At 64.2% G+C, this 16847-nt stretch carries 21 protein-coding genes and 1 tRNA gene; 14 read left to right on the forward strand and 8 right to left on the reverse strand.

Features of this window, described 5'->3' with window-relative positions; all coding sequences use genetic code 11:
* Positions 1-35: 35 nt before the first annotated feature.
* Positions 36-911 carry an oxidoreductase gene (locus ACW2Q0_RS09680; protein WP_457188850.1) on the reverse strand — a complete coding sequence of 292 codons (876 nt, stop codon included), beginning with the start codon at positions 909-911 and terminating at the stop codon, positions 36-38.
* Positions 912-1325: 414 nt separating this feature from the next.
* On the opposite strand from ACW2Q0_RS09680, the gene ACW2Q0_RS09685 reads away from it, so the two are divergent.
* Together ACW2Q0_RS09685 and ACW2Q0_RS09690 are read left to right on the forward strand one after the other, a co-directional pair.
* Entirely contained in the window at positions 1326-1973 is a 648-nt protein-coding gene (locus tag ACW2Q0_RS09685; protein WP_457188377.1) for a PadR family transcriptional regulator, read from the forward strand.
* A gap of 221 nt (positions 1974-2194) precedes the next feature.
* The gene (locus tag ACW2Q0_RS09690; RefSeq protein WP_457188379.1) at positions 2195-3403 is read left to right on the forward strand and encodes an FAD-dependent oxidoreductase; all 1209 of its coding nucleotides are present in this window, start codon (positions 2195-2197) and stop codon (positions 3401-3403) included.
* 52 nt (positions 3404-3455) lie between these two features.
* On the opposite strand, the gene ACW2Q0_RS09695 is transcribed toward ACW2Q0_RS09690, so the two are convergent.
* Entirely contained in the window at positions 3456-3680 is a 225-nt protein-coding gene (locus ACW2Q0_RS09695; protein ID WP_457188381.1) for a hypothetical protein, read from the reverse strand.
* Positions 3681-3715: 35 nt separating this feature from the next.
* Entirely contained in the window at positions 3716-4495 is a 780-nt protein-coding gene (locus ACW2Q0_RS09700; protein WP_457188383.1) for an HNH endonuclease family protein, read from the reverse strand.
* A gap of 623 nt (positions 4496-5118) precedes the next feature.
* On the opposite strand from ACW2Q0_RS09700, the gene ACW2Q0_RS09705 reads away from it, so the two are divergent.
* From ACW2Q0_RS09705 to ACW2Q0_RS09715, 3 genes are all read left to right on the forward strand, one after another.
* Positions 5119-5991, forward strand: coding sequence for a haloalkane dehalogenase (locus tag ACW2Q0_RS09705; protein ID WP_457188385.1), 873 nt, complete (start codon positions 5119-5121; stop codon positions 5989-5991).
* 95 nt (positions 5992-6086) lie between these two features.
* A complete protein-coding gene (locus tag ACW2Q0_RS09710) occupies positions 6087-6989 on the forward strand; it encodes an RNA polymerase sigma factor (RefSeq protein ID WP_457188387.1) in 903 nt (300 codons plus the stop codon).
* Positions 6990-7034: 45 nt separating this feature from the next.
* A complete protein-coding gene (locus tag ACW2Q0_RS09715) occupies positions 7035-7529 on the forward strand; it encodes a LysR substrate-binding domain-containing protein (RefSeq protein WP_457188389.1) in 495 nt (164 codons plus the stop codon).
* Here the strand turns inward: ACW2Q0_RS09715 and ACW2Q0_RS09720 are convergent.
* Positions 7526-8176, reverse strand: coding sequence for a phosphate signaling complex PhoU family protein (locus ACW2Q0_RS09720; protein WP_457188391.1), 651 nt, complete (start codon positions 8174-8176; stop codon positions 7526-7528). The genes ACW2Q0_RS09715 and ACW2Q0_RS09720 overlap by 4 nt on opposite strands.
* A gap of 156 nt (positions 8177-8332) precedes the next feature.
* Between ACW2Q0_RS09720 and ACW2Q0_RS09725 the strand changes: the two genes are divergently transcribed.
* The 3 genes from ACW2Q0_RS09725 to ACW2Q0_RS09735 all read left to right on the forward strand — a co-directional run bounded on the left by ACW2Q0_RS09725 (position 8333) and on the right by ACW2Q0_RS09735 (position 10790).
* Complete coding sequence (locus ACW2Q0_RS09725; RefSeq protein ID WP_457188393.1) at positions 8333-8728, forward strand: nitroreductase/quinone reductase family protein; 396 nt, start codon at positions 8333-8335, stop codon at positions 8726-8728.
* Positions 8729-8822: 94 nt separating this feature from the next.
* Positions 8823-9911 (forward strand): calcium:proton antiporter, encoded by a 1089-nt coding sequence (locus ACW2Q0_RS09730; RefSeq protein ID WP_457188852.1) that lies wholly within the window; start codon positions 8823-8825, stop codon positions 9909-9911.
* Between the two features lie 168 nt (positions 9912-10079).
* On the forward strand, positions 10080-10790 hold the full coding sequence (locus tag ACW2Q0_RS09735; RefSeq protein ID WP_457188395.1) for a hypothetical protein: 711 nt from the start codon (positions 10080-10082) through the stop codon (positions 10788-10790).
* A gap of 216 nt (positions 10791-11006) precedes the next feature.
* On the opposite strand, the gene ACW2Q0_RS09740 is transcribed toward ACW2Q0_RS09735, so the two are convergent.
* Together ACW2Q0_RS09740 and ACW2Q0_RS09745 are read right to left on the reverse strand one after the other, a co-directional pair.
* Entirely contained in the window at positions 11007-11375 is a 369-nt protein-coding gene (locus tag ACW2Q0_RS09740; RefSeq protein WP_457188397.1) for a DUF5313 family protein, read from the reverse strand.
* Complete coding sequence (locus tag ACW2Q0_RS09745; protein ID WP_457188399.1) at positions 11372-11842, reverse strand: MarR family winged helix-turn-helix transcriptional regulator; 471 nt, start codon at positions 11840-11842, stop codon at positions 11372-11374. Before ACW2Q0_RS09745 ends, ACW2Q0_RS09740 begins: the two co-directional genes overlap by 4 nt.
* 228 nt (positions 11843-12070) lie before the next feature.
* On the opposite strand from ACW2Q0_RS09745, the gene ACW2Q0_RS09750 reads away from it, so the two are divergent.
* The 4 genes from ACW2Q0_RS09750 (at position 12071) to ACW2Q0_RS09765 (ending at position 14251) form a co-directional block, all read left to right on the forward strand.
* On the forward strand, positions 12071-13096 hold the full coding sequence (locus tag ACW2Q0_RS09750) for a DUF418 domain-containing protein (protein WP_457188401.1): 1026 nt from the start codon (positions 12071-12073) through the stop codon (positions 13094-13096).
* A 155-nt stretch (positions 13097-13251) separates the two neighbouring features.
* Complete coding sequence (locus tag ACW2Q0_RS09755; protein ID WP_457188403.1) at positions 13252-13470, forward strand: hypothetical protein; 219 nt, start codon at positions 13252-13254, stop codon at positions 13468-13470.
* Between the two features lie 125 nt (positions 13471-13595).
* Positions 13596-14081: a hypothetical protein gene (locus tag ACW2Q0_RS09760; protein ID WP_457188405.1), complete on the forward strand. Its 486-nt coding sequence runs from the start codon at positions 13596-13598 to the stop codon at positions 14079-14081.
* A gap of 11 nt (positions 14082-14092) precedes the next feature.
* Entirely contained in the window at positions 14093-14251 is a 159-nt protein-coding gene (locus ACW2Q0_RS09765) for a hypothetical protein (RefSeq protein ID WP_457188407.1), read from the forward strand.
* A 46-nt stretch (positions 14252-14297) separates the two neighbouring features.
* Here the strand turns inward: ACW2Q0_RS09765 and ACW2Q0_RS09770 are convergent, their stop codons facing one another.
* Complete coding sequence (locus ACW2Q0_RS09770) at positions 14298-15017, reverse strand: VIT1/CCC1 transporter family protein (protein ID WP_457188409.1); 720 nt, start codon at positions 15015-15017, stop codon at positions 14298-14300.
* 83 nt (positions 15018-15100) lie between these two features.
* Here ACW2Q0_RS09770 and ACW2Q0_RS09775 point away from each other — a divergent pair, with 83 nt between their 5' ends.
* Positions 15101-15817 carry a hypothetical protein gene (locus ACW2Q0_RS09775; RefSeq protein ID WP_457188411.1) on the forward strand — a complete coding sequence of 239 codons (717 nt, stop codon included), beginning with the start codon at positions 15101-15103 and terminating at the stop codon, positions 15815-15817.
* A 1-nt stretch (position 15818) separates the two neighbouring features.
* Here the strand turns inward: ACW2Q0_RS09775 and ACW2Q0_RS09780 are convergent, their stop codons facing one another.
* Complete coding sequence (locus tag ACW2Q0_RS09780) at positions 15819-16232, reverse strand: VOC family protein (RefSeq protein WP_457188413.1); 414 nt, start codon at positions 16230-16232, stop codon at positions 15819-15821.
* Positions 16233-16333: 101 nt separating this feature from the next.
* Here ACW2Q0_RS09780 and ACW2Q0_RS09785 point away from each other — a divergent pair.
* Positions 16334-16407, forward strand: a tRNA-Met gene (locus tag ACW2Q0_RS09785).
* Positions 16408-16847: the final 440 nt, after the last annotated feature.

Below are 16847 nucleotides of genomic sequence, written 5' to 3' on the forward strand. Positions count from 1 at the left end.
GGTACGTAGGAGCAGGTCGAGTCCGCGGGCAGACTTCAGAATTTATAGGTGATCCCGGTCATACGCTCGGATTCCTCCCACAGGCGGCGCTGCAGTTCCGGGCTGTTCGACAATTTGCTCGACGGCGAGGGCTCGACCGGGCCTCGGCTCTGGAACAACCGGTTCGGCCCCCAGTAAATGGTGGGGTCGGCATCGGGCATGGTGGCCGCGAACAGGGTGGAGTGCGCGGCCTTGGCCGGAGGATGACCAATGATGCGGATGAAGGGCTTACTGATCCGGTCCACTGGGGTTTCGGTCCTGGTGAACAGGTCGGTCGCCGAGACGCCCGGGTGCACCGCGTAGGAGCTCTTGTCGGAGTCCGCCTCGGTCAGGCGCCGTTGCAGTTCACGGGCGAACATGAGGTTGGCCAGTTTTGACTGGGCGTAGGCGAGATTGCGCTGGTAGCGGCGGTTCTCGTAATTCAGGTCGTCGATCCACAGCTGCGGGGTCTGTTTGTGCGCGATACTGGCCAGGCTCACCACCCGGTCCCGGAGGCGATCGAGCAGCAGTCCGGTCAGCGCGAAATGGCCCAGGTGGTTGACGCCGAATTGGGTCTCGAACCCGTCCTTGGTGCGGGAGAACGGAACGTTCATCAGACCGGCATTATTGATGAGCACATCGAATTCGCCGGTCCTGTCGGCGAATTCGCGCACCGATGCCAGATCCGCCAGATCCAGTCGCTCGACTCGCACGTCGCCATCGATTCGGTCGGCGATCGGCCGCGTCTTCTCGACATTGCGGCAGGCCATGATCACCGTGCCGCCCTTGCTTGCCAGCACCGTGGTGGTCTCGACGCCGAGACCACCGTTGGCCCCGGTAACGATGAACGTGCGCCCATTCTGATCGGGTATTTCTTGCGGTTTCCACGCCATGTCCCGGACCTTACTCCGGAGTAAGGTCCAGGGAAAGGGTGACACGCTCTCTGGGCTTTTGATCACTATGCGCTGGTGGCCGCAAAAGCGAGGAGAGCGGACCGCTATGAATGCATTCTCGATGATTGCTGTCTTATCGCTGGGATGGTTGGAGCATGAGCGGTGCAGTGGCTTTACCGGGTAAAACGCGCCGCCGTTGAGCCAAGGGAGGCCAATATTGCGTTTGCCATGATTGTGCTCGGAATGTTGTTGGCAGTGTTGGATCAGACGATCGTGTCGACCATGCTGGCCGGCAAGGGCGCTGCTGAACATCGCCGCCGAGTTGCTCGACGAAGAGGTCGGGAACCGGTCTGCATCTAGTGCTTGTGCCCGAATGCTCGTAGACGTATATTCGTAGACGAGTAAGGAGTGTCCATGGCCACGAAGCGCAAGGTGAACAATCTGCTGGCGCTGGCGGTGCTCGCGACCGTCATCGAACGGCCGATGCACCGCTACGAAATCGCCTCGCAGATGCGTGAGCGCGGCAAGGACCGCGATATGGACATCAAATGGGGCTCGCTGTATACCGTCGTGCAGAACATGGAGAAGGCGGGCTTCCTCGAGGTTGTCGGCAGTGAGCGCGACGGTGCTCGGCCGGAACGCACCATTTACGCGATCACTGATGCCGGTCGCGCCGAAATGGCCGACTGGACCAGGGAGCTGATTGCCGAGCCGGCGCCGGAACACCGCCGGTTCACGGCCGGACTCTCCGTCTTAGCGGCACTGCCGCCGGATGAAGTCGTCGGGTTGCTCGGCCGGCGCATCGAGGTGCTGGGTCGCATCATCGAGGCTGCGCGCCGAGAACTCGATCAATTGGCAGCCGCCCATCTGCCCAGGCTGTTCGTCGTCGAAGCCGAATACGGTGTGGCGATGCTGGAAGCCGAGGTGACATGGGCCGCGTCGCTGCGCGACGAGATCGCCACGGGGACCTTTCCCGGCGTCGATCTCTGGCGGCATATGCATGCTGTCGGCATGTCGCCGGCCGAGGCCGCAGAGATGGTGGAAAGGGGGATGACGGAATAACGTTGCGCTCTCGACCCGGCGCGCACCGGGCGGAGTGCGTAGAGACCAGGCCCGGCGGGGTGCGGCAACACCGCCGCCGAGCCCGATGTAACCGTCTCGAACCGCGTCCGCATGCGCGCACCCGGCTACAAGGCTGGCAACCACAGGATAACTGGGTGTGCGATGGGGCGGTCGGTTCGGGCTTCGAAGAAACCCGTATCGCACAGAACTGGAGTACACCCATGTCCACAACAGAAACGGCCATCATTATCGGCGGCGGTATCGCCGGACCCGTCACCGCCACCGCATTGCGCAAGGCGGGCATTGCCGCTCGCGTCTATGAGGCCTATCCCGGTCCGACCTTCGGCATCGGCAGCGGGCTGGCATTGGCGCCGAATGGTGTGGCCGCCCTCGACATTGTCGGAGCCGGTGACCTCGTTCGCGAGATAGCGAGTCCGATATCGCATACGCAGATGTCGATCGGCGGCAAGGTGTTGCAGATGCCGGAAATGCCCGGCGTGCCATCGCTGCAGATGGTCGACCGCAACGAATTGCACCGGACACTGCACGATCACGCGATCGCTGCCGGCATTGTCTTCGAGTACAACAAGCGACTTGTGCGCGTCGAGGAGGATATGGACGGCGTCACTGCGCATTTCGCCGACGGCGGTAGTGCGACTGCCGATGTGCTGATCGGGGCGGATGGTATTCGCTCCACGGTGCGCGGGCTGATCGATCCGAATAATCCGGGTCCGGAGTACACCGGGATGATCGGATTCGGCGCGATGCTCGAAAATGATTTCGAAATCCCTTCGGAGACAATGATTTTCGCGTTCGGAAAGAAGGCCTACTACCTCTACGGAACGGCTGATGACAACAAGGTCATGTGGGGTGCGAATCTGCCGCACAAGGAGTATCTGTCGCTGACCGAGGCCCGCGCGATTCCGGCCGAGCACTGGTTGGCGATTCTGCGGGAGACCTATGCCGAAGACACCCCGGGCGGCGAATTCGCCCGTCGGACCACTGCCGAAAGTCTGGAAACGACTGGGGCACTGCACATTATGCCGTCGATACCGACATGGTATCGGGGGCGGATGGTGCTGGTCGGGGATTCGGTGCACGCGCCGTCGAATAGTTCGGGTCAGGGGGCGTCGCTGGCCATCGAGAGCGCGGTGCAGTTGGCGCGTTGTCTGCGGGACCTGCCGGATCACGCCTCGGCTTTCGCCGCGTATGAAGGGCTGCGACGGCCGCGGGTGGAGGGTGTCGCGGCTCGGGCGCGCAAGATCAACCACAGCAAGACGCCGGGGCCGGTGGCGCGCCGGATGATGTCCAGGCTGATGCCGCTGCTGATCAAGGGCATGAACCCGGAGAAGACCATGGGTGTCGAGCAGCGGTATCGGATCGACTGGGATGCGCCCGTCCAGCAGGAATTGGTGACCGCGACGGCGTAGCGATGGTGCTGCCTGCCTCTTCCCGGGGCAGGCAGCACTATTTAGAGCGATTTCAGGCCTCGAAGGGCACGATATTGCCTGCCGCATCACGGATTCCGACACTGGCTTCGATGGCGGCCACCAGTTCGTCGACGCTGGTCCAGGTGCGCGGCGGCTCCGACTCGAGATTGCCGATGGTGTACCAAGTCTTGGTCTCGCGATAGCGGACCAGCCCTTTCCCCGTCGCATCGATCGTCACATCGAGCTTGCCGGAGACCGTCCCTTCCTCTTCGGTCATGACGGCGGCCTTGGCGGAAATCTCTATGATGTCGCTTATTTGAACTCTCCTCGACGGATGCAGTCGTCGACCGCGGTGCGCAGTGCGGTGTGTTCGGCGGGATCAACGTTCAACGCGTATTTTACTTTGATCTTGACGTAGTGCTCGAGATAGCCACAGCGAAATTTTCCCGGCGGCAGATAGTTCGTGACGTCCTGATCGCCCTTGGACCTGTTGGCCGAGGGATCGGAGGCGATCAAATTGACCGCGTCATTGGCGATCCGGCGGCGGGTGTCTTCATCGCGCTTATTCGCACCCGAACGCCATGCCTCGGCCAGTGGCACGATGTGTTCGGCATCGACTCCGGCTGGATCGGTAATGAACTTGTACGGCTTGAGTTTTCCGGTCTTGGAATCCAGCACGCCGTATTGGTCCTGCCAGCCACCACCGCAGCCGACCGTGAGCTTACAGGTTTTCGGGTCGAGTTCGACCGGGCCCGTCGCGTCCCTGAGCATCATTACATCGCGGCTGGTGCACTTGCTGTACTGCGTGAAATCGGGACCGAAGCCGTGCTCGGGCTTATCGGTATCCCAGTGTGGGAACTTCTCCCGGCTGTAGCCGTCCATCGACTCTTCGGGCTTGTCGACGAGCTGACCCAGCAGGTCGGTGATGTCCTTGCCGGAGACCGTCGTGGCATTCGCCGGTCCGGATTCCTTGCCGGTCTTACCGGTCCACTCGTCGATCAAGGAATAGCCAACGGCGACAACGACGGCCAACACGATGGGTGCGCAAACAGCGAATACGCGACGCGCGGTGCGGGACGACAACCACTCCACAAAGATCGAACTTCCTAGCCTCGCACCGATGAATTTGTCGGGCGCCAAGCTACCTGCGGTCGATCATTCCGTATGTGATTGTCGCGTATGACGTTCGGCACATCTAGTGGAAGAACGCACTGCGCGGCAACGGGCTCGATGGCCGACGCGGAACCACCCCTGATTCGGCGTGCCGGCGCCGCTCCAGGGGTGGTCGTGTCACGAATGAGTTCGTGCCGAGGCCGAATGAACGGGCCGGTTGTCCAGGCCGGATGATCCGTTCACACGGCGCCACGAGGCTGATGAGTGGAAGTCTCGTCGAGCCGTGCCGTACTGCGGTAACTCCTCGTGACGGGCTGTGCGAACTTCGTTGTTCTTACGTAGATAGACAGTAGATTAATAAGGATTTCTTTGCAATCGCTTTACCTAATTCTGAGAACCTCCTGAATGCTGCTTCGAATGGTTGAAACATGTACGGCTCACATACGGAAGTAGTTTTACCTGCGGTTGTGTTGACATCGACCGCCCGCGCCGGCTCCGGGTAAGTGATGAGCATCACATCAGGTGGCGGTCACGGCGGAGTCGGAACGCGTGTCGAAACCGGGTGTAGGCAGCAGAAGCCGGATCCAGGAAGGGACCACATCATGGCCACCGTCGACGTTCTCGACTCATTCATCAACTACACCGACCTCGGTGCCGGTTCGGTACCGGTCGTGTTCCTGCACGGCAACCCGACCTCATCGCACCTGTGGCGCAATGTGATTCCGCATGTCGCCGACCTGACCCGAGTGCTCGCACCGGATCTGATCGGGATGGGTGCGTCCGGAAAGCCGGACAGTGCCTACCGTCTCGTCGACCACGCCCGCTATCTGGATGCCTGGTTCGACGCAGTGGGCCTCGACCAGGTCGTCATCGTCGGCCACGACTGGGGTGGCGCGCTCGGTATGCACTGGGCGGCACGGCATCCCGAACGTATCCGGGGCATCGCACTGATCGAGACTTTCCTGCGGCCGATGCGCTCGGAGGAGCTCCCGCCGCTCGGCGCCGAACTGTTCGGCAAATTCCGGACGGACGAGGGCGAGCGAATGGTGCTGGAGGAGAATATGTTCATCGAGTTCAATCTGCCGAACGGCATTCTCGATCTGAAGCCGGAAGATCACGATGTCTATCGTGCGCCCTTTCCGACGCCGGAATCGCGCAGGCCGATATTGGCCTGGACGCGCGAATTTCCGCTGGACGGCACACCCGCCGATGTGGTCGCACTGGTGGCGGACTACGCCCGGTGGGCGGCGGAATCGCCGCAGGTGCCCAAGCTCGTCATGGGACTCGACAATGGCGTCGGCCTCGGTTCGCCGGAGGTGGTCGGCTGGGCCGCCGAGACGTTCGCCAATGCCGAGGCCGTCTCGGTCGGTGCGGGGCGACATCACGCTCCGGAGGATCAGCCCGACGCCATCGGGACCGCGGTCGCGACGTGGTTGCGCGCCCACTCGTTGACGACGGCCACCGCGAGTGCGTGAGCCGGGTGCGCCGCGCGGGTGAGGTCACCGGTGCGGCGCACATCGGGTAGGGACCCGGACTTGCGCAAGGCCGGATACCGCCGAAGGATTGTGCGGTGGAACCCGAGCTATCGCACTCTGACGAGGCCGTCCCAGCGCAAGCGCCCACGGCTGATTTCGCCGAAGACATCGCTCGGGAGCGGGCGCTGGTCGATCGGGCCGTTGCCGGTGACGGAGCCGCCGTTTCGGATGTGGTGCGCCGACTTCAGGATCCGCTGTACCGGCTGGCGCTGCGCATGGTGTGGCGGCCCGTCGAGGCCGAGGATGCGACGCAGGAAATCCTGCTGCGCGTGGTCGGCAACATCGGGACGTGGCGCGGTGAAGCCAAGCTGCTGACCTGGGCCTATCGGATCGGCGTCAACTATCTGCTGAACCTGAAACGGCAGACGCCCCAGGAGGCCGCACAGCTCAGCCTCGATGCCTACCGTGAGGGTCTGGAGGACGGGCTCGCCGCCGACGACTATCGGGGACCCGAGGCCGAGCTGCTCTCCCATGAGGTGCGGCTGAGCTGCAGTCAGGCCATGCTGCAGTGCCTGGCCCGCGACGAGCGGATTGCCTTCGTACTCGGCGAAGTTTTCGAGCTCAGCTCCGCCGATGCGGCCTGGATTCTCGGTGTCACCGCCCCCGCATTCCGAAAGCGCTTGGAACGGGCCAAGAAACGTATCGGCACATTCCTGAACGCGGCCTGCGGAGTGGCCAATCCCGAGGCATTCTGTCGTTGCTCCCGTCGGGTGGACAAGGCATTGGCGCTCGGGCGGGTCGATCCGAAGCGACCGGTGTTCGCCGGACATGCGGTGAGTCCGGGCGGCCGCACGGCCACCGAGGCCGAACGGCAGATGATCCGGCTGCACGACGCTGCGGCGGTAATCCGGCTGCACCCCGATTACGCTGCGCCGCAGGCGAAGATGGACGCGATCGCCGGACTACTGAATTCCGGCAGGTTCCCGATCTTGGACTGAACTACGCATTGGCCGGAAAACGCACATCGGTCAAGTTCTTCGGATTTGGCCCACCATGCGGCGGCCAGATCGGCATTCGCGGCGGCCGCCGAGAGCCCGCGGAAGTTCCGTGGGCTGGAGAGTCATATCGTGGGCCGCGACCAACTGGTCGTCGTGGTCGCCCCGCAGCACCGCTGGGCCCGCAACGGCTCGGTCGACCCGGGGGAACTCGCCGCCACCGCAGTGATCCAGCGCGAAACCGGTTCGGGCACCCGGACCTGGTTCGAAAATGCTGTCGCGCGCGCCATTCCGGGCTGGGCACCAACGGTCGCGCTGGAACTTTCTTCCACCACCGCGATCAAGACCGGGGTCGCCTCCGGGGTCGGCCCCGCGGTAGTCAGCTCGCTGGCCGTGGCCGCCGAAATCGCCGCGGGCGCACTGGCTTCCCCGAGCGTCAACGGCTTGGATCTGGCCCGGACCCTGCGCGCGGTCTGGCCCGCGGGTCACCGCCTCACCGGTCCGGCCCGCGACCTCTACGCCATCGCCCGCCGTACCTGCTAAACCGCGTCGGAAGTTTGGGCCGTCGGCGGAATCCCGGTGTCCAGGAAGCGGATCAGGCGATCGATGCGGATGGTGTGGTCGATACAGCGTTCGAGGTCATTGCCCACCAGGGCGATATCAATGGCGGCTTCGGTGGCGGTGCGCTCGGTCAGGGCCGAGTGCAGTCGCTGGTGTAGTTGATCCATTTCGGGGGTACCGGATTCGGGGGTGACCGGTTGGCGCCCGGTGGCGACCGATTCGCCCGCGAGGGCGGTGTAGCGGGCGGCCAGGCGGCCCATCGCGGTGAGGATATCCATGAGGGGTTGGGGTGCAAGGGGTTCCGGATGGCATTTGTAGACCTGGTCGGCGACGCGGCTGATCAATATGCCGATCCTGGACAGTTCGCCGGCGATCTGGACGGCGGTGACCACATGCCGCAGGTCACGCGCGACCGGCGCCTGCAGGGCGAGCAGCACCACGGTTCGGGCCTCGCAGGAGGAGTACATCTTCTGTAGCTGTTCGTCGAGCGCGAAGGCCTCATAGGTGGCGGCGAGATCGGCGTCGCCGAGCGCGGCCGTGACACGCTCGGCGGCATCGTGGGCGAGCCGACACATGAGCGTCAAATCATTGGTCAACGCGATGAGCTCGCGAGTGAACTGGGTCCGCACTCCGCACATTGTCTCTTATCGCCGCGCCGTCCAGAAGACGAATCCCGACTGAATCATCGCATTGACCGGAACGCGCGGGGGCGTGGGCAATCCGCTGGTGCATTACCGACCCCATGGTTGGCGTCGAATGCGATCAGCCGGTGCTAGCGTCAGGATATGGCGAACTTGCGTGATATTCAGCACCGAGTCGTGACCACGGTTCAGCGGCGGGTGGGGAATCCGATTCTGCGTAGGTTGCCGACGCAGCAGTTGCTCGAGACCGTCGGACGGGTGAGTGGACAGCCGCGTATTACGCCGATCGGGGGTCGGCGGGTCGGCACGGAGTTCTGGCTCGTCTCCGAATTCGGTGACCGGTCGCAGTACATTCGAAATATCAAGGCCGACAATCGGGTTCGAGTGCGGCTGCATGGGCATTGGCATACCGGCACGGCGCATCTGCTGCCCGATGATGATCCGCGCGCCCGGCTGCAGTCGCTGCCCAAGGCCAATAGCGCTGCCGTTCGGTTGGTCGGCACGGACTTGCTGTCCGTCCGGATCGATCTCGACGACTGATGTAGCGCTCAGGGAAATTCCTGACGTGCGTGAAGCCGCATAACTCTGATCGCACGAGATCGAGCGTGGCCGATTTGCTGACACGATGGAAGTTATGCTTGGTGCGTTGACTTCCCGCTGGACCGTATTCGTTCCACTGCTGGCCGCGATCACCCTGGCCCTCACCTGGGGACGATCGCTGCCCGCAATCGGCGTGGATGTGGTGGTCGCCGCGCTCGTCGGTGCGGTGCTGGCGGCGGTGCATCATGCCGAGGTCATCGCCCATCGGGTCGGTGAGCCGCTCGGGGCGTTGGTGCTCGCGGTGGCGGTGACGGTGATCGAGGTCGGACTGATCGTGACGCTGATGGTCACGAGCGGGGAGAAGTCGGCGACGCTGGCCCGCGACACCGTCTTCGCGGCGGTCATGATCACCTGCAACGGCATTTTCGGTCTCGCACTGCTGGTCGGGGCGGTCCGCAGACGGGTAGCGGTATTCAATGCCGAGGGCACCGGCGCGGCACTCGGCACCGTGGCGACGCTGTCCACCCTCAGTCTGGTGCTGCCGACCTTCACCACCAGCAAGCCGGGGCCGGAATTCTCCCCAGCGCAGTTGGTCTTCGCGGCGGTGGCCTCGCTCGCGCTCTATATCCTGTTCGTGATGGTGCAGACGGTGCGGCATCGGGATGACTTTCTGCCCGTCGAGGAATCCGAGGGTGCCAGCGCCGACGCGCGCGACGAGCTGCCGACGGCGCGGGCGACGCTGCTCAGCCTGGCCATGTTGGCGCTCGCGTTGGTCGCGGTCGTCGGTCTGGCCAAGGTGGTGTCGCCGTCTGTCGAATCGGCAGTCGTGTCGGCGGGGCTGCCGCAGTCCGCGGTCGGCGTGGTCATCGCAATGCTCGTCCTGCTGCCGGAAACTCTCGCCGCGGTGCGTGCCGCGCGCCGCGATCAGGTGCAGATCAGCCTCAATCTCGCGCTCGGCTCGGCCATGGCGAGTATCGGCCTGACCATTCCGGCGATCGCCGTAGCAACTATCTGGCTGGATGGTCCGCTGGTGCTCGGGCTCGGCGCGACGCAGATGGTGCTGCTCGCTTTGACGGTCGTCGTCGGCGTGCTGACGGTGGTGCCGGGCCGGGCGACGCTGCTGCAGGGCGGTGTCCATGTGGCTCTGTTCTCCGCTTTTGTATTCCTCGCCGCTAGTCCGTAGCCGGTGTGACCGGATCCATGAATCACCGTGTTGAGCGGCCGGTAAGTGGCGAGCATCATGGCGTGTCGATCGAGTCGGCATTCAAATAAGGGATTACCTGCGCAAATACGTGTCGGAAAAGTTGATCTTTCGCAGCGCGTCTTCGGTAGCCTGCCTGAAGAGCTTTTCGTGAAGGTAGTCCCTACTCGGCACGAAGGCGGTGCGATGGTGGAACCCGACGATCGCGGACCCGAGAGTGGGCGCGCCATGACCATCGCGGCCGTTATCGCCGCTTCGTCAGCACTGGTCGTCGCGATCGTGCTGCTGCTGCGCGCGAACCACGATTCGAACCACGATGCACCGACATCGATCACGTTGCCCGCCAAATCAACCACCGGCCGCCCCGCCTCTGAGCCCTCGAATCGCCCGACGACCGCGCCGGCGCAACCGGCACGCAAGCGCGGCGACGACTGCTCGCACGAGGGGGTCGTCGCCCAATGGGATATGCGCAACGGCCTGTGGGTCTGTGCGCCGCGGGAGGAGGCGCGCAGTCAGCATCAGGTCGGCGATGATTGCTCACACGACGGGATCGTCGCGCAATGGGCCCGCTCTTCCGATGGCGGCTGGAGCTGCATACCGCAAGGTCAGGGTGTCGCGGAACCGCCGCCGGTGCCACAGAACCCGGTGCCACAGAACCCGGCGCCCCGCTCGGTTCCGGCCCCGGAGAACCTGAGCCCCAACCCGGCCCCGGAGAACCCGAACCCCAACTCGGTCCCGGAGAACCCGAACCCCAACCCGGTCCCGGACAACCCGAACCCCAACCCGGTCCCGCAGAATCCGATCGTCATCCCGGGCCTGCCGCCGCTGCCGCCGCTGCCGCCGCTGCCCGGACTGCCGTAGCGGACCGACGGCGTGGTGCGGTTGCTCGACAGCGACGCCGAGTACGGCCCACTCCCGCTGGAACAGCTCGATCCGACCCGTTCATTGGACTTCGAGCCCGTCGACGAGTGCGGATCATCTCCGTCCGGCTGCGTCGAATCGGCAATCTGACGACGAAAACCGCTGCTATCCATCGGGTTCGGCTCGCGGTACTCGGCGCCAGGCAGCCCTGAGGACTCAATGTGGATGCTGTGCCGCGTATGTCGCCCGCTCCAGCGCTCGTCGCCGTGCCCGCTCTGGATTCTGTAAATCCGCTGGCAGTCCATGTTTGGCCAGGCGGTGCGCGCGATTCATCGGCATGAACGCCGTTGTGTAGAACAGTGCGAGCAGTAGCGCCAATAGCACCATCGACCCGCGCAACCACAATTCGCCTGGGAACAGCAGGAATACGGCGAACAGCGGCGTGAACGGCATCAGCCCGCGCACGATATGACGTGGCGTCGCGTATTTGCCGGTGAGGTCATTGCGCACCCACTCGCGCATCGAATCCGGCAGGCGCCGCCCGAAGGCGTAGCCGATCCACTGGATTGGGTTGGGGCGGGTCATCCGTGCACTCCTCGTGACGTGGCTGGGTCGGCCGCTCGGCGGGCGGCCTCGTTGACCCGGGTCAGTACTTCGCGCAGTTCTTCCAGATCGGCCAATGTGACGCCGAGTCGTTCCACCACGGCGGGTGGAATCTGCTCGGCCTGCTTGCGTAGCGCCCGCCCGTCCGAGGTCAGATCCACCACGAGGCTGCGCTCGTCCCGACTATCGCGGCCCCTGGTGATCAACCCGGCCGATTCCAGCCGCTTGAGCAGCGGCGACAGCGTCGGCGAATCCAATTGAATCGCCTCGGCGATCGCCTTGACCGACATCGGCGCTTCACCCCACAGCGCCAACATCACCAGATACTGCGGATGCGTGAGGCCCAGCGGCTCCAGCAGCGGCCGATACACGCCGAGCACCGACCGATTGGCCACGGCCAACGCGAAACACACCTGCCGATCCAGCCGCAGCGGATCGTCGACTTCCATGGAACCTCCTGTATCTCTCCCAAGCTTATCGCATGAATAGTTAATGCACTAACTATTTGTGCCCGATTTCACCCGCAGGCGAAAGACCCGTTGTGGCGGGCGCGAGAGAATCTCGATGGGTTGGGCGCGTTCGCCGCGCGTGCCGGTCGTCGCGGCCTGGGCTGAGCTGCGGGCTAAATGTGCATGTCCCAGGCCGGGATCGGGCGTGACTGTCGATAGCGTAAAGGTATGGATCCCGTCGGTGCGTACCCGCGCATCCACGAGCTCGATGCCCTACGTGGTTTCGCGCTGTGCGGGTTTCTGGTAGTCGATATCTGGCAGCTCACCGACATGCGGGCGACTATCGGGCCGGGCACCGTGGATCCGATGCGACATCTGCTGTCCGTGGTGTTCGAGGGACGGTTCTTCCCGATCTTCTCGTTCCTGTTCGGGCTCAGCTTTTCGCTATTGCTCGACCGCGTCGCCGACGGCAGCGACCGTCCACGACTGGTGCTCGCGCGTCGGCTTGTCGCACTTGGTGCGTTCGGCCTGATCCACCATGTATTCCAGCCGGGTGAGGCACTGCTGCCGTACGCGATCGTCGGGTTGGTGGTGCTGCTACCCGCCGCTGGGCTACCGCGCTGGGTGATATTGCTCGCCGGGCTGATCGCCACGATCGGGGTTGCGTGCACACTCGGCGGCGGACTGGGCTTGGTGCCGGGCCTGTTCTTGCTCGGCCTGGCCGCCGACCGCTTCGGCCTTGCCGATAACCTGCGCGATCACGGCTGGCGGATCGCGGTGGTCTTCGTAGCTGCCGTGCCCGCGTCGGTGGCCGCCGCGGTATGGGAATACCGCACGCCGTACAACGATCTGTGGACCGGCAGCGCGGCCCCGGTGGCCGGATTGCTCGGCGCGCTCGCCTATCTCACCGGATTCCTGCTGCTCCTGCGCACCGAATCCGGTGAGGTGTTCGCGGAAATGCTCGAGCCCATGGGGCGGATGGCGCTCACCAATTACGTCTCGGCAACCGGACTGATCCTCGCCGCCGACCCTTGGCTCGGCCTATCCGATTCCAATCGCTACGACACACTGCTCTGCGTGGGCGCCGCGATCATCGCGGTGCAGGCGCTGTGGAGTTACTACTGGTTGCGTTGGTTTCGCTACGGCCCGTTCGAATGGGTGTGGCGCTGTGTGAGTTGGTGGCAGCTGGTGCCCAATCTCCGCGCGGGACAGGAACGCCGGAAACTCAGAGTGCCGCATGGGCGCGGTCGCTAGGGGAATTCCGCACGTCACCGCGGACCGGGCTTACGGCGTGGCGAGGCGTTTTCGGGGTCGGCGAACTGGTGTGTGCTGTGTCCGACCGATGCGGGCACCGATTCGGCGATCGCGACTGCCGCCCGGTCGGCGCTGCCTTCAGGGAGATCACCGAAATGCTGATCAGCGGTTTCGCTTTCGGGTTGATCGGTCTGGAACTGGGTGTCGTACTGGACGATACGGGCGACGGTCGGCCGCGACTGCCCGGCGTCGCGGGCGTCGTTATCGCCGCGGCGGTCGGACTACGACTGGTATCGATGCTGACCACCCTTTCCCTGCGCCGACGGCGGTGGCGCGACGAGGCGAAGGTATTGGTCATCACGACCTCCTGGTAGGTGGCTGTCCTTCGGTTCGGCAGCTAACCGAATCGGCGGTTTTCAAACGCCGCGCGCCGCTGGTTTGATTTCGAAATTACCGGGCACAGCCAAGAGGTAATATCAATCAGCGCAACGGGATTGTCATGATCATTATCATCGGGCTCGTCGTTCTCATCGGCGCGGTAATTATCGGCGTTGCCGGAGTGGCGGCCAATACGGGCGATGTTCGTACCTCACCCAGCGACTTCGGGGTATTCGACTATCACTTCACCGTCTCCGCGGGCGAACTTCTCCTTTACGGGATGGCGATCGGGGCGATCGGGATGCTCGGCCTGAGCCTGCTGCTCGCCGGCGTCTGGAGCAGTTCCCGTCGCAGCAGCGCCGCACGGCGCGATCTGCGGCAATCGCGCCGGGAGCTGGCGGCCCAGGAAAAGGCGGCCAAGCAGGCCACACCGCGCGGCAGTACCATGCCGCCCGCCGAGGCGCCACCCGCGACCGAACCTGCCGCGCAGGTCACCCCGCCGCAAGGCGGTAAGCCGGCGTGGAGCTGGAATCCGTTCATGCGTCAGCCCAGCGGGTCGGCGCCGGTCGAAACATCCGGCCACACAACGGTCAAGACGACCAAGTAAAGGAAAGAACGATGATCATTCTCGGCTTGATACTTCTCATTGTCGGGTATCTACTCGGCATCGGCCTGCTTACCACGGCCGGAATCATATTGCTGATCATCGGTGCGATACTCGCCCTCGTCGGGTCGGTGGGGCGGCACCCGGTCGGCGGTCGACGGCACTACTACTGACGTCGACGCGCTGGGCGCGGGCCGAGGGGTTTCCTTCGGCCCGTTCTCATAGCCCGGCAACACCCGCCAATTGACCGATGCCATAGGTGATCGCCATTGCCAGCGCACCTCCGATCACTACCCGCAATACCGCGCGCCCGCGATTACTACCGCCGAGCCGAGCGCTGACCGACCCGGTGATCGCCAGCGCGATCAGCACCGCCGCGAAGGTCACCGGAATGCGCTCCGTGGTCGGCGGCAGGATGATCGCCAATAGCGGCAACAGCGCGCCGAGGGTGAACGCGACCGCCGAGGAGACGGCCGCGGCCCACGGATTGGTCAACTCGTGCGGGTCCAGCCCCAGTTCGGCCTCGGCGTGGGCGCGGAAGGCGTCGTGCGCGGTCAACTCCTCGGCGACCTTGCGCGCCGTCGCCGGTGTCAGTCCCTTCGACTGATAGATATCGGCCAGTTCGGCCAGCTCGTAGTCCGGTTCTTCCTTGAGTTCCGTACGTTCCTTGGCCAGTAGTGCCCGCTCCGAATCCCGCTGTGTGCTCACCGATACGTATTCGCCTGCGGCCATGGAGATCGCGCCAGCGGTGATTCCGGCAATGCCCGCGGTGAAAATAGCTGAGGCGTTGGTCGTCGCCGCGGCGACTCCGACGACCAGACCCGCGGTCGAAACGATGCCGTCGTTCGCCCCGAGTACGCCCGCGCGCAACCAATTCAGCCTCGACGCCAGACCTTCACGATGTGGTTCGTGCGGGTGCGGCGAAGGCGTCCTGTCCATAGACCGCAGACTATGCGAAAGTCCGCAAAGTATCAGCTAGCCGAACTGTGCGATGCGGCGATCGGGCTGACATGATCATCGCCATGATCGAAATGCGTAACGCGCGGTGGGCAGTGGCAATGGCGGCGGGTGCGGTCCTCGTCGCGGGCTGTAGCAGCAAAGACGACTCGACGGATCGCTGGAATTCCGCGGCACCCACCACGCCTCGCGAACAGTTGGTGCTGACCCAGGAGGAATTCCCGGCGGGCACCAAGAAGCTCGATCTGCCACCGGAGCAGTTGCAGTCGACGGTCAGTGATCTCACCGCGACCCAGCAGAATGCCACCTTCACACCGGCGGAATGCGGTGCGACGCAGCAGGATCTCGCAGCGGTGACCAAGGAATTGCTCGGGCAATCGTCCATTTCCGCGGCGACCGGTAAGTCGGGCCAGATCTTTGTGGAATTCGTCTCCGGGCGGACCGGGGATCTGCAACGGATCGCCGACGGTAATAAGCGCTGCGGTTCGGTCGAGGTGGTCGCGACCTACGACGGCCATCAGGTCACTGCGTCGGAGCAGGTCACCAATCAGCCTGTGCCCCAGGAACTGAAGGGCGCGAACGCCATCGCCTTCCACGCGACCAGCACCGCGAAGACGGATGCCAGCGCCGCCCCGCTGACGCAGAATGCGTATCTGGGTTACGCCGAGGTTCGGGGCGTCACGGTCACGGTTCGCGTTGCCGCGCTGGATGATTCGCTCGACCAGGCGGCATTCGATCAGTTCTTCGTGGCGGCGGTGCAGAAGGTGGCGAAGGCGTCCTGACCTATTTGCGGACGATCAGTTCCAACGCGATATTGTCCGGATCCCGGAACTCGAGGATATAGCTGAACCCGATGTCCTTGATATCCTCCCGCGCGACCCCGCACGCGTCGAGATGTGCTGCGGCAGCTTCCAATTCGGCCAGCGACCCGAGGGGGAACGCGAGATGATCGAGCCCGACCCGGTTTTCGTCGAAGCTGTCGGTGCCGACCGGTCGCAACCCGATCATCCCGTGCTCCATCCGATAGATCACACCACCGAAGAGAAACCCGAGCCGCTCCCGCGTCGCCTCATCCGCATCGGCGGGCACCTCCAGCGCAACCGGCCATCCGAACACCTTTTCGTAGAACGCCCGCGACCGATCGATATCGCAAACCGTCAGTCGCACATGGGCAATGGCACTAGTGATAATCGGCATATGCTCATACTCGCACCCACACCGGATTACCCGCCGGTTATGCCCTCCTACCTGCGGTTTAGGTAAGCGCCCGTCCCATGCTGTAGCGTTATCTGCACCGACGCGGGGTGGAGCAGCTCGGTAGCTCGCTGGGCTCATAACCCAGAGGTCGCAGGTTCAAATCCTGTCCCCGCTACAAGCGGCCCGGGCCAGAGAGTTTCGATCTTTCTGGCCTGGGCTATTTTTCAGCCCGCTAGACCTCAGCGCTGGACAAGCTGACCGAGGTAGCTCAGGTAGGCAAGGATGAGCGCGCCGGGCGCCTGGACGTAGAGCGCAAGGTTCGGGAGCTGGCACCCCGCACTATCGCGGCAGAGGGGTTGGAGGCTCGGAGCACCGGCCCGCGTCCTCGCGCTCGATCCGCTCGCGGATTTCACTGACGGTGCGATCGTTCGGTATCCGCTCGGGCCACGCGATCACTCCGACCATCACCGCCAGCGGTAGCCCGATCGCGACAACCCAGCCGAGCGCGATCACCGCAGGTCTCGGGGCAGTCGCAGTACCTTGGTGCAAGTCTCGGCGTCGCCAGGTTCGACTGGGCCGACGCGGTGATTCACGACGGCAGCACCCGGAACCCGT

It is taken from the genome of Nocardia citri, assembly GCF_054065835.1.

What these genes read in the sequence shown, in the direction of transcription:
- ACW2Q0_RS09680 (WP_457188850.1), bottom strand. Translation starts at nt 911, where the DNA reads ATGGCGTGGAAACCGCAAGAAATACCCGATCAGAATGGGCGCACGTTC.
- ACW2Q0_RS09760 (WP_457188405.1), top strand. Translation starts at nt 13,596, where the DNA reads ATGATCATTATCATCGGGCTCGTCGTTCTCATCGGCGCGGTAATTATC.
- ACW2Q0_RS09705 (WP_457188385.1), top strand. Translation starts at nt 5,119, where the DNA reads ATGGCCACCGTCGACGTTCTCGACTCATTCATCAACTACACCGACCTC.
- ACW2Q0_RS09765 (WP_457188407.1), top strand. Translation starts at nt 14,093, where the DNA reads ATGATCATTCTCGGCTTGATACTTCTCATTGTCGGGTATCTACTCGGC.
- ACW2Q0_RS09780 (WP_457188413.1), bottom strand. Translation starts at nt 16,232, where the DNA reads ATGCCGATTATCACTAGTGCCATTGCCCATGTGCGACTGACGGTTTGC.
- ACW2Q0_RS09745 (WP_457188399.1), bottom strand. Translation starts at nt 11,842, where the DNA reads ATGGAAGTCGACGATCCGCTGCGGCTGGATCGGCAGGTGTGTTTCGCG.
- ACW2Q0_RS09725 (WP_457188393.1), top strand. Translation starts at nt 8,333, where the DNA reads ATGGCGAACTTGCGTGATATTCAGCACCGAGTCGTGACCACGGTTCAG.
- ACW2Q0_RS09755 (WP_457188403.1), top strand. Translation starts at nt 13,252, where the DNA reads ATGCTGATCAGCGGTTTCGCTTTCGGGTTGATCGGTCTGGAACTGGGT.
- ACW2Q0_RS09730 (WP_457188852.1), top strand. Translation starts at nt 8,823, where the DNA reads ATGCTTGGTGCGTTGACTTCCCGCTGGACCGTATTCGTTCCACTGCTG.
- ACW2Q0_RS09770 (WP_457188409.1), bottom strand. Translation starts at nt 15,017, where the DNA reads ATGGACAGGACGCCTTCGCCGCACCCGCACGAACCACATCGTGAAGGT.
- ACW2Q0_RS09690 (WP_457188379.1), top strand. Translation starts at nt 2,195, where the DNA reads ATGTCCACAACAGAAACGGCCATCATTATCGGCGGCGGTATCGCCGGA.
- ACW2Q0_RS09695 (WP_457188381.1), bottom strand. Translation starts at nt 3,680, where the DNA reads ATGACCGAAGAGGAAGGGACGGTCTCCGGCAAGCTCGATGTGACGATC.
- ACW2Q0_RS09740 (WP_457188397.1), bottom strand. Translation starts at nt 11,375, where the DNA reads ATGACCCGCCCCAACCCAATCCAGTGGATCGGCTACGCCTTCGGGCGG.
- ACW2Q0_RS09685 (WP_457188377.1), top strand. Translation starts at nt 1,326, where the DNA reads ATGGCCACGAAGCGCAAGGTGAACAATCTGCTGGCGCTGGCGGTGCTC.
- ACW2Q0_RS09750 (WP_457188401.1), top strand. Translation starts at nt 12,071, where the DNA reads ATGGATCCCGTCGGTGCGTACCCGCGCATCCACGAGCTCGATGCCCTA.
- ACW2Q0_RS09775 (WP_457188411.1), top strand. Translation starts at nt 15,101, where the DNA reads ATGATCGAAATGCGTAACGCGCGGTGGGCAGTGGCAATGGCGGCGGGT.